At 54.0% G+C, this 7603-nt stretch carries 7 protein-coding genes and 1 pseudogene; 3 read left to right on the top strand and 5 right to left on the bottom strand.

Features of this window, described 5'->3' with window-relative positions:
• A pseudogene (locus tag B2P87_RS19065) lies at positions 1-205 on the top strand (IS5/IS1182 family transposase); the annotation flags it as partial.
• Positions 206-235: 30 nt separating this feature from the next.
• Here the strand turns inward: B2P87_RS19065 and B2P87_RS19060 are convergent.
• From B2P87_RS19060 to B2P87_RS19050, 3 genes are all read right to left on the bottom strand, one after another.
• A complete protein-coding gene (locus B2P87_RS19060) occupies positions 236-373 on the bottom strand; it encodes a hypothetical protein (RefSeq protein WP_167510239.1) in 138 nt (45 codons plus the stop codon).
• 161 nt (positions 374-534) lie between these two features.
• A complete protein-coding gene (locus B2P87_RS19055; protein ID WP_141889768.1) occupies positions 535-1425 on the bottom strand; it encodes a DUF5677 domain-containing protein in 891 nt (296 codons plus the stop codon).
• A gap of 472 nt (positions 1426-1897) precedes the next feature.
• Positions 1898-3370: a DNA/RNA helicase domain-containing protein gene (locus tag B2P87_RS19050; RefSeq protein WP_141889769.1), complete on the bottom strand. Its 1473-nt coding sequence runs from the start codon at positions 3368-3370 to the stop codon at positions 1898-1900.
• Between the two features lie 506 nt (positions 3371-3876).
• Here B2P87_RS19050 and B2P87_RS19045 point away from each other — a divergent pair.
• Positions 3877-4203, top strand: coding sequence for a hypothetical protein (locus B2P87_RS19045; protein ID WP_208764521.1), 327 nt, complete (start codon positions 3877-3879; stop codon positions 4201-4203).
• On the opposite strand, the gene B2P87_RS19040 is transcribed toward B2P87_RS19045, so the two are convergent.
• Positions 4113-4631, bottom strand: a complete 519-nt coding sequence (locus B2P87_RS19040) for a relaxase/mobilization nuclease domain-containing protein (RefSeq protein ID WP_141889770.1) — start codon at positions 4629-4631, stop codon at positions 4113-4115. The genes B2P87_RS19045 and B2P87_RS19040 overlap by 91 nt on opposite strands.
• A complete protein-coding gene (gene mobC / locus B2P87_RS19035; protein ID WP_244940779.1) occupies positions 4628-4984 on the bottom strand; it encodes a plasmid mobilization relaxosome protein MobC in 357 nt (118 codons plus the stop codon). The genes B2P87_RS19040 and mobC overlap by 4 nt, the downstream gene beginning before the upstream one ends.
• 340 nt (positions 4985-5324) lie before the next feature.
• Here mobC and B2P87_RS19030 point away from each other — a divergent pair, with 340 nt between their 5' ends.
• Positions 5325-7601, top strand: coding sequence for a glycosyltransferase family 2 protein (locus tag B2P87_RS19030; RefSeq protein WP_167510240.1), 2277 nt, complete (start codon positions 5325-5327; stop codon positions 7599-7601).
• The last annotated feature ends 2 nt before the right edge of the window (positions 7602-7603 follow it).

Raw genomic sequence — 7603 nt, 5'->3', positions numbered from 1 at the left:
ATTTCGCGGGGGGCAGGTCAGGCGACGTTGGAGTGGATACCACCGCCGGAGCCGCGTCGAGACAAAGATGCATTGCGTGAAACTGCTGGGCCAGCGGCTAATGGCACGGGACTTCGACCGCCAGGTCACAGAACTCCAGGTCCGGATCGCCGTTCTGAACGGCTACACCGCGCTCGGCATACCCATCACAGAACCTGCGGGATAAGTCTGTCCGGGGAAAGGGGAACCTTGGCAATCACCGGTTTTGTGCAACAGAGCCACGTATCTTGAAAAAATCTCCTTCAGGCTCGACTTTCTCATCTTGAAGCACGCTTGCAAAGGTGTTTCCTTCTTTTGCCAAGTAGATCGATACTTGACCAATTTCTTCCGACATGGGCTCACTTATACGTTGAATTTAGGTATTGGCGCAACCGTATCACGTGTTGCGAAGGTGTTCTAGATGATCATGCGTTTGTATGGTTTTTCCGGAAAATTCATCGGCTCGATCAGCGAGCTAGTGTTTTGACGATGTTACATTTTTTGGAGAGAGGAAGCCTATTTGCCATTCCTCGCATCGTACTCACCGTTGTAAAGGCCATCAAATGTGTGGAAGAGCCGCGTGTTTACCCGCTCGATCCAGTCAATTGTTTCTTTGAAGTCGTTTTCGTAGACGTCGATCCTCTGAAGCCAAAGACGAAAAGGCTCAATGGTGAACCGTACGATAGGAGTAACGAATCTGATATCTGCTGGATGATGATCTGTGAACGCAGAGAATGTTCCGTCGTCATTGCGCACTAGACCCCAATCCATTGATTCGTTCCAAGAACCATGGATTGATTCAGACATAATCCCATAGGTGGCTGGGTAGAGATCGTCGTGCTCAATCTCTGCAAAAATGTCCCGGATGCTCTTGCCTTGGAGACGCCATCTATTCTTCTTCTGGGTCGCAAAATCATCCTTGGTCAAGCCTTCAAATTTCATTTTTTCTTTGACAGAGGCGAGTAGACGCTTTCCTGCCTTGGTGTCGAAGAATTTGGATCCGCTTTCGAATTCCCTCAAAATTCGTAGTCGATCCTTGTAAGAACACTTACGGTAATCTTCGATCACGGCGTCTCCGTTCAGCATTAAGTAGCTGGCGAGGGTTGTCGCTTCGATGAGTGGACGCTCGAAGATCGCGATGACCTCAGCATTGTCCTGTTCATGATACTTCACACATTCTTTGAGGAGCTTTGAGATGCGGACGAGGAGACCAAGGATGGGTGCGTCGTTGATCGAATATCCTGTTGGATTACGCTCAGTGTTTCGTGTTCTTGTAAGCGTATCATATATCTCAGATACATCTTTGAAGAATTGGAGTGAGAAGGTGTGCAACCCCTCTAGAGAACTGAAGTGCTTCTCGATGTATGAGGGTGTATACTTTTCGGTAATCTGGATAGACTCGATCATGCTGTAATTTATCATCCGTCATCCATATTGGAAATCCTATTTCACATCCTAGGGGCGAGATGCGTGTCAGATGACACCGAGCGCTGCGATCCCTGCGGTCATCTCACAGCACTAAGTCGTGCTGCAAGATGTGTGTGGTAGTACCACACGATCTTGGCAAGGGGGTCCGCTGCGCGCCCCCGTTGCATCCCCCTAGGCCGATGGTCATGAGCAGGCATTGAGCCAGCGCACGACCATGCAAACAGATCGCTGTTTGATCGCTCCTCAGGGAGAAGCCGTCTCTCCCCAACACCCCATAGGTCAACCGTCCGCCGATTGAATGCCGTCAGCTTGCCGAAGATGAACCCGGCCAAAGGGCGAGATCGCCGCCCCTTGGAACCCGCTCGCAGGGCTTGGAGACTGTGCCTCTCCACCTGCACCGAACCAGGCACAAGCGAACTGCGCGTTTGATCCGCAATCGCGAGGCAGAAAATTAGGTGATAGCCATACACCTGTCGAGCAGTTCTTCATTCTGCACGACCACAACTAGGAGGCGTTTCCTGGCTCTTGTAATGTTCTGAAAGAGCATTTTTGTAGGAAGATAGTAGGCGCTACCACGGTACAAAAGTTTACCTACATCGCTGTAGGTAAAGAACTTATCGATCACCACGGCTACACCATCAAATTCCTGTCCTATTACTTCGTGAGAAGTCATTCGGTTGTTGTCTGAGTATCTTTCATGGAATTCTGTCTTGTATTGTGATGGTGTGAATCTGAGTACCTTCCATTCCTCGCTATCTAATGTGGTAAGAAAAAATCTTGCATCGTCAGGATTGCTGAAATACCGAAGGTGAATATTTCCGCCTTCTGTCTTCCCGAAATTTCTTTTATTGTCGAGCAGTGATTTTATGAAGTTTGCGATTTCTTTGTTGGATCGTATCTTCTCAGAGAGGCTGTAGGAGTTTTTCGAGCAAAGTTTTAAGATCTTTCCGCTTGAATCCTCCTTCTCTTCGCGATGCGCGAGAGTTTGCAGCTTGTCATAGGAGAAAAGGCAGTTCGCTTTGGCTTTGGAGGTTTCGATATAGATATGCTCAAGTTGATTTTCATATAAACGTTGAGCTTCATCTATCAGGATCAGATCGTAGCTTGAAAAGTCACAGCTTTTGTAACTTTTAATCGGCTTGATGGTCCAGCCCGAGCCGATTAAATTTCGCTGCCCAGAGTTTATTTGACCGCAGTGAAGGATCAGGGATTTTTTTCCTTCATCCATTACTCGTTTAGCGATGTCGTATGCTAGAAGAGTTTTTCCCGTTCCTGCGCCACCAGTGAGGGAGATAAAATTCTCTTGTTTGGTGTTCTGAATCGTTTTTAGAATATTGAGTTGTACTTCCTCTTGCTGGCTGGTGAGGAAGTATTCTCCATTCAGAAATCTGTCTGTAGAGTTGAAGGGGGATACTAGATAATCTGATGGGTTAAAGAGCTTGTTTGCATCTTCAATAATCTCAACTTCTTGTGACTTTAGCAGCTCAGCCAAGTAAGCTAAATCCGCCTGATCTAAAGTTCCGTTTTCGTTGAGGTTATATAGCGTGTTTGTGTTGGATACGTATGTTAGGTGGTAAGCGCTTCTTCCGATGAATTTCAGGTAGTAGTCGTTTCTTTTAAGTTGCTTGAGTATCTTTTCTTCGGTGCTGCTGCTTTTGAGTTCAATATTTAGTATGAAGTTGTGACCGAACCTTAGGAGGTCAAACTCCTTCCCAATTTGTGGTATCTCATACCCAATGTGAAATTCTTCGAAATCAGCGGCATTGCTGCCGTTTTCGGTTAATTGGAGAACTAAGTTTCTGAGACCTTCAACTTCCTTAGGCTTTATTTTGATGCCGTGGTGCTTTGTGAAGTTGGAGAATCCGTCGGAGGTCAGATTTTCCTGCGCCTGGGTGAGTGACAGGAGGTTCATTGTCTTAAGCATGAGAAATGTTTCTTAGTTGTGTTGTTTTTGTTGGGGTGCTTGTGTCGTACGGTGATACTCTCAGTGCTCCTTCAGGGTCTAAGAAGTGCCTTTTCGAGGTGAAAGGGCGACGAAAAGTGCTTTGTAATCATATGCTTGTTTAGTACGCAAGTGAGTTTGAGGCAACAACTTTAGAGATAATTTTCACAGACAGCGCCACCGTTGAGATAGTAAGCTGTTCTCAGACGTTCTCTTTTTGATTTCGCATACCAGCGCATGTCATGCGCTAGCGCGTTTGATATGCAATCAGGGGAACCTGTCCGCTCCCCCAATACCCCCATGACTGACTAGGACTGCCGTCCCCGCGCGGTTCAAAGGGTGGGTCCTCACCATGCTCGCTTCATATGCATTGCAGCTCCGCGTGGTTCTGGTCCCGCCTACGGCACCTTTGATCCTTGCACCCCAGCTCCTCGGCGGAAGCCAGACGGTTGCATGCACAACCCGTCAGATACGAGAGGAGAAAAGACATGCCGCAACTACACGCACAACCATATGACCTAGACGCAATCGGTTTTTACTTTGAAAGCTTTGAGGAGTACCAAACCATTTCCAAGCGGCACATGAATGCCCATTGGGAATCCGTCGTAGAATACGAAATCCAGTTCATCGATGGTGATGACATCGACTGTGCCTTGGCCAAGGCATGGGGCATCAATCAGGCCAATATCGGCGGCTACTTCACGGCCTGCGATGAGTGGGAAGATTACCAGAAGAAAATCTTCATCATCGCTGTTGGTGAGATCGGATACGGATTTGACCCCGAGGATAGCCCGTCAGGCAATACCCAGCCATGATCAAGAAACAGATCACGAGACAAATCCCGGAGCTTGTTCTTGAAGTTCGGAAGGTTGATCGCTTTCAGCTCAACACCATCGATACGTGACCAGACCACGTGAGCATGACGACGACCTTCTTTTTCATGCATGATAATGGCGCGGGGCTGGCCATCCAGTCCCAGTGTCTTTTCTGCGCGATCTGCGGCCTCAAGAAACTCGTCTTCGGTAGCGTTGTGATCTGTGGGCGGGTTTAAACTCAGGGAGAACATGAACTGTTTGCAGCGGGTGGCCTTTGAAATGGCGTAGGCCTCAGCCAACGCATCATGAAGTTGATCAGATGAAAATCCACGCAACTCTAAACAGGTGACATGATCGTTGTCACGTTCATTCATAAGGTGATCTGCGAGCGCCTTTGCACCCGCACGTTGCGAACCTTTGAGGATCATATCTTCACCCCCAAAGCTTTCATCAGAGTTGCACGCATCCATGCGACTTCAGCCACGGCGCGTTTGAGATCATCCTCCAATTCAGGATCGATGACCAATGTGCCGAGGTTTAGATGTTTGGCGATCTGGTTGAGGTTGTTGGCGTGCTTTGTCTGGGCAAGGCGTGCTAGCACTTCCGCCAATAGCTGTTGCTCCGCAACAGGTGGTTTCCGCCGACTACGATATTTTGGAGCTTCGTCGGCAAAAACCACGGACTTGATATAGGACGCCAGCGGCATGCCCCCAGCTTGGGCTTCAAGCTGAGATCGTTCTTCTGGTGTAAGGCGCAGGGAAAACGGGGCAGGGCGGCTCATGGCTTTGGTCCCCGCAAAATGTTCCTGTCATCTTTGAGGATGTCGTTCCATCGCTCAAGTTCCTGAAAAATATCGTTGAAATCGGGTTGCGACTCGCTGAGGATAGAGTTTGGTGGAACTCTTCTCGACCGCACCAACTTTTCAAGAAAATCATACCCCCCTTCGCAGCCCGGTGCGGCGCTGCGCGTGGCTGGCCTGTTGCTGGAATATCAGTGGCCGGCGGATTTGGCGGCGGGCTGCGGCGTTTCCTGGTTCCGGCACATTGGCGGGCCGGTTATAAGCGCAGTTGCCCCGGGGCGCGGCTTCCGGGGCCAATAACGCCCCAAAGTGAAGCAGCAGTATGTCCAGTCCAGACAACGGGAAGCCCGACAGCAGGATCCTTGAACGCGAGCTTTGCGCGCTGTCCTTGCAGCAGGCTGTGTTGCTGGACGCGGTAGACATGCCCGGCGGCAAGGGCCGCCTTGCCCGGCTGTTTTTCAAATCCGGCACGCCGCCGCAGGCGCTTGGAATACCTTCCGGGTCCGGCAAAACGATCCTGCACAACTTTGGCGGGGCACCTGTTCTGGACGTGGAGATCCAGGACGGGCGCAGCCCGCTTGCGGTTTCCGTTGACGGCACGCGGTTTGAAACCGGCCTGCACCCGGATGAGACGGAGCTGTTTGCGGGCCTGAATGTGCTGGCCGCGGTGCGCAATGGCGAAACGGTGCAGACGGCAGTGGAATGGCTGCGGTTTCACGCGTCGCAGCATGGCCTGCAAGGCGCGGTCATCCTCGACCGGGCGCCGCCGCAGGAGAGCCGGCTGTTCATTCAGTCCCTGCGGGAGCAGGCGGCGGGCATCAAGGGGCTGCAGCGGGTTGTGGTGGTGCATTCCAAACTGCCCCTGGGCAAGGACGGACTGCCGGAGGAGGCGCACCCCTTCAACGTGCCGGGCGCGCCGGGCAAGGACCGGATGGAGATCCCGCCCGCAGATCCCTGGCGCGCGCCGCTGGGGGAATTCCTGATCTACGAGATCCTGCGCGCGCGCTTTCTGGCACGGGCCCGGGCGGTGGCCAATATCGACTTGTTTGATCTGCTGGCCCCCGGCGGCGGCCCCAGTGTCTTTGACCGCGCGGCGGAGGCCCCCAGCGGATGTGTGCGGCTAGGCGGGGTGCAGGCCTACCCCTGGCGGGTGCGCAAGGACAGCGAGGCTTCGTTTGCGGACCATATCTGCACCCAGTTTGACGCCGCTGGTGTGCGCCCCCGCTGGTGCCTGGCCCCGGCCAAGGCCGCAGCGAACTGCGTCTGGCGCCTGATCCGGGTTGTGGGGGCTGTGCCGGACCCCGCGGACGGCCTCCGGTTCTACCGTTGCATGGCGCTGCGCCATCCCACCGAAACGGTGTCCAGGATCGTGCCGAAAACCAGCTTGGTGGAAACCCCGGACCTGCTGGAGCTGGCCACGGGGTACTTCGGCGCCAACCCCGTGCGCATCCCCGAGGAACAGGCGGTCGAGCGCAGCGGCAGCAAGACCAGGACCGCCATTGTCACCACTATGAAAAACGAAGGCCCCTTCATCCTGGAGTGGTTGGCCTATCACCGGGTGATCGGGGTGGATGATTTTCTGATCTACACCAACGACTGCACCGACGGCACCGACACCATGCTGCAGATGCTGCAGCAAAAGGGCCTTGTGCAGCACCGCGAAAACCCGTTCCGGGGCTCCGGCCTGAAACCGCAGCACGCGGCCCTGCAGGCGGCGGAGGATGAAGCGGTTATCAAGGATGCCGACTGGCTGGTCTGCATGGATGTGGATGAATTCATCAACATCAAACGCGGCGCGGGCCGGCTGGCCGACCTGTTCGCGGCGGCGGGCGATGCCAACATGATCTCGATGACCTGGCGGCTGTTCGGCAATAACGACGTGCGCGATTTCACCGGCGGTTTGATCCTGCGCGATTTCACCCGCTGCGCCTTTGAGGTGACCCGCAAGCCGCATCAGGCCTGGGGCTTCAAGACGCTGTTCCGCAACTCTGGCATCTTCAAGAAACTGGGGGTCCACCGGCCCAAGGGGCTGAAGCCGCAGCTGTGGGAGGACATCCGCTGGATCAACGGCTCCGGCCGGGACATGCCGCGCGAGATGTTCCGCAACGGCTGGCGCTCTTCGATGAGCACCTATGGCTATGACCTGGTGCAGCTGAACCACTATGCGGTGCGCAGCGCCGAAAGCTTCCTGGTCAAGCGCGACCGCGGCCGGGTGAACCACGTCGACCGCGACCAGGGTCTGTCCTACTGGTTCCGGATGAACAACAACGCCGAGGAGGAACGCTCGATCCAGCGCATGATCCCGGCGCTGGAGGCGGAGATGGCGCGGCTCTTGGCGGATCCGGAGATCGCGGCGGCGCATGAATACTCCTGCCGCAAGCACCGCGAGAAGATCGAAGAGCTGAAGACCCGGGATGACATGCAGGAGCTGTTTCGCGAACTGACCGGGGACAAGCTGCGCAAGCTGTCGCGGATGCACGCGCATTTCGGCGCCAACGTTTTCCTCAGCGGCCCCGGCGTGATCCCGGACGAGATCGCCGGGAAGGATCCGGACAGCGACTTCTGGTTCACGGTGGCGCGCGGGGAAACCACACATTAGGC

This window comes from Leisingera sp. UBA4491, assembly GCF_002388965.1.
Taxonomy (GTDB): domain Bacteria; phylum Pseudomonadota; class Alphaproteobacteria; order Rhodobacterales; family Rhodobacteraceae; genus Leisingera; species Leisingera aquaemixtae.
Note: the sequence above shows the minus strand (reverse complement) of the source record. Positions and strands in the feature narration are given on the sequence as shown.

What these genes read in the sequence shown, in the direction of transcription:
- B2P87_RS19050 (WP_141889769.1), bottom strand. Translation starts at nt 3,370, where the DNA reads ATGCTTAAGACAATGAACCTCCTGTCACTCACCCAGGCGCAGGAAAAT.
- mobC (WP_244940779.1), bottom strand. Translation starts at nt 4,984, where the DNA reads ATGAGCCGCCCTGCCCCGTTTTCCCTGCGCCTTACACCAGAAGAACGA.
- B2P87_RS19060 (WP_167510239.1), bottom strand. Translation starts at nt 373, where the DNA reads ATGTCGGAAGAAATTGGTCAAGTATCGATCTACTTGGCAAAAGAAGGA.
- B2P87_RS19055 (WP_141889768.1), bottom strand. Translation starts at nt 1,425, where the DNA reads ATGATCGAGTCTATCCAGATTACCGAAAAGTATACACCCTCATACATC.
- B2P87_RS19045 (WP_208764521.1), top strand. Translation starts at nt 3,877, where the DNA reads ATGCCGCAACTACACGCACAACCATATGACCTAGACGCAATCGGTTTT.
- B2P87_RS19040 (WP_141889770.1), bottom strand. Translation starts at nt 4,631, where the DNA reads ATGATCCTCAAAGGTTCGCAACGTGCGGGTGCAAAGGCGCTCGCAGAT.
- B2P87_RS19030 (WP_167510240.1), top strand. Translation starts at nt 5,325, where the DNA reads ATGTCCAGTCCAGACAACGGGAAGCCCGACAGCAGGATCCTTGAACGC.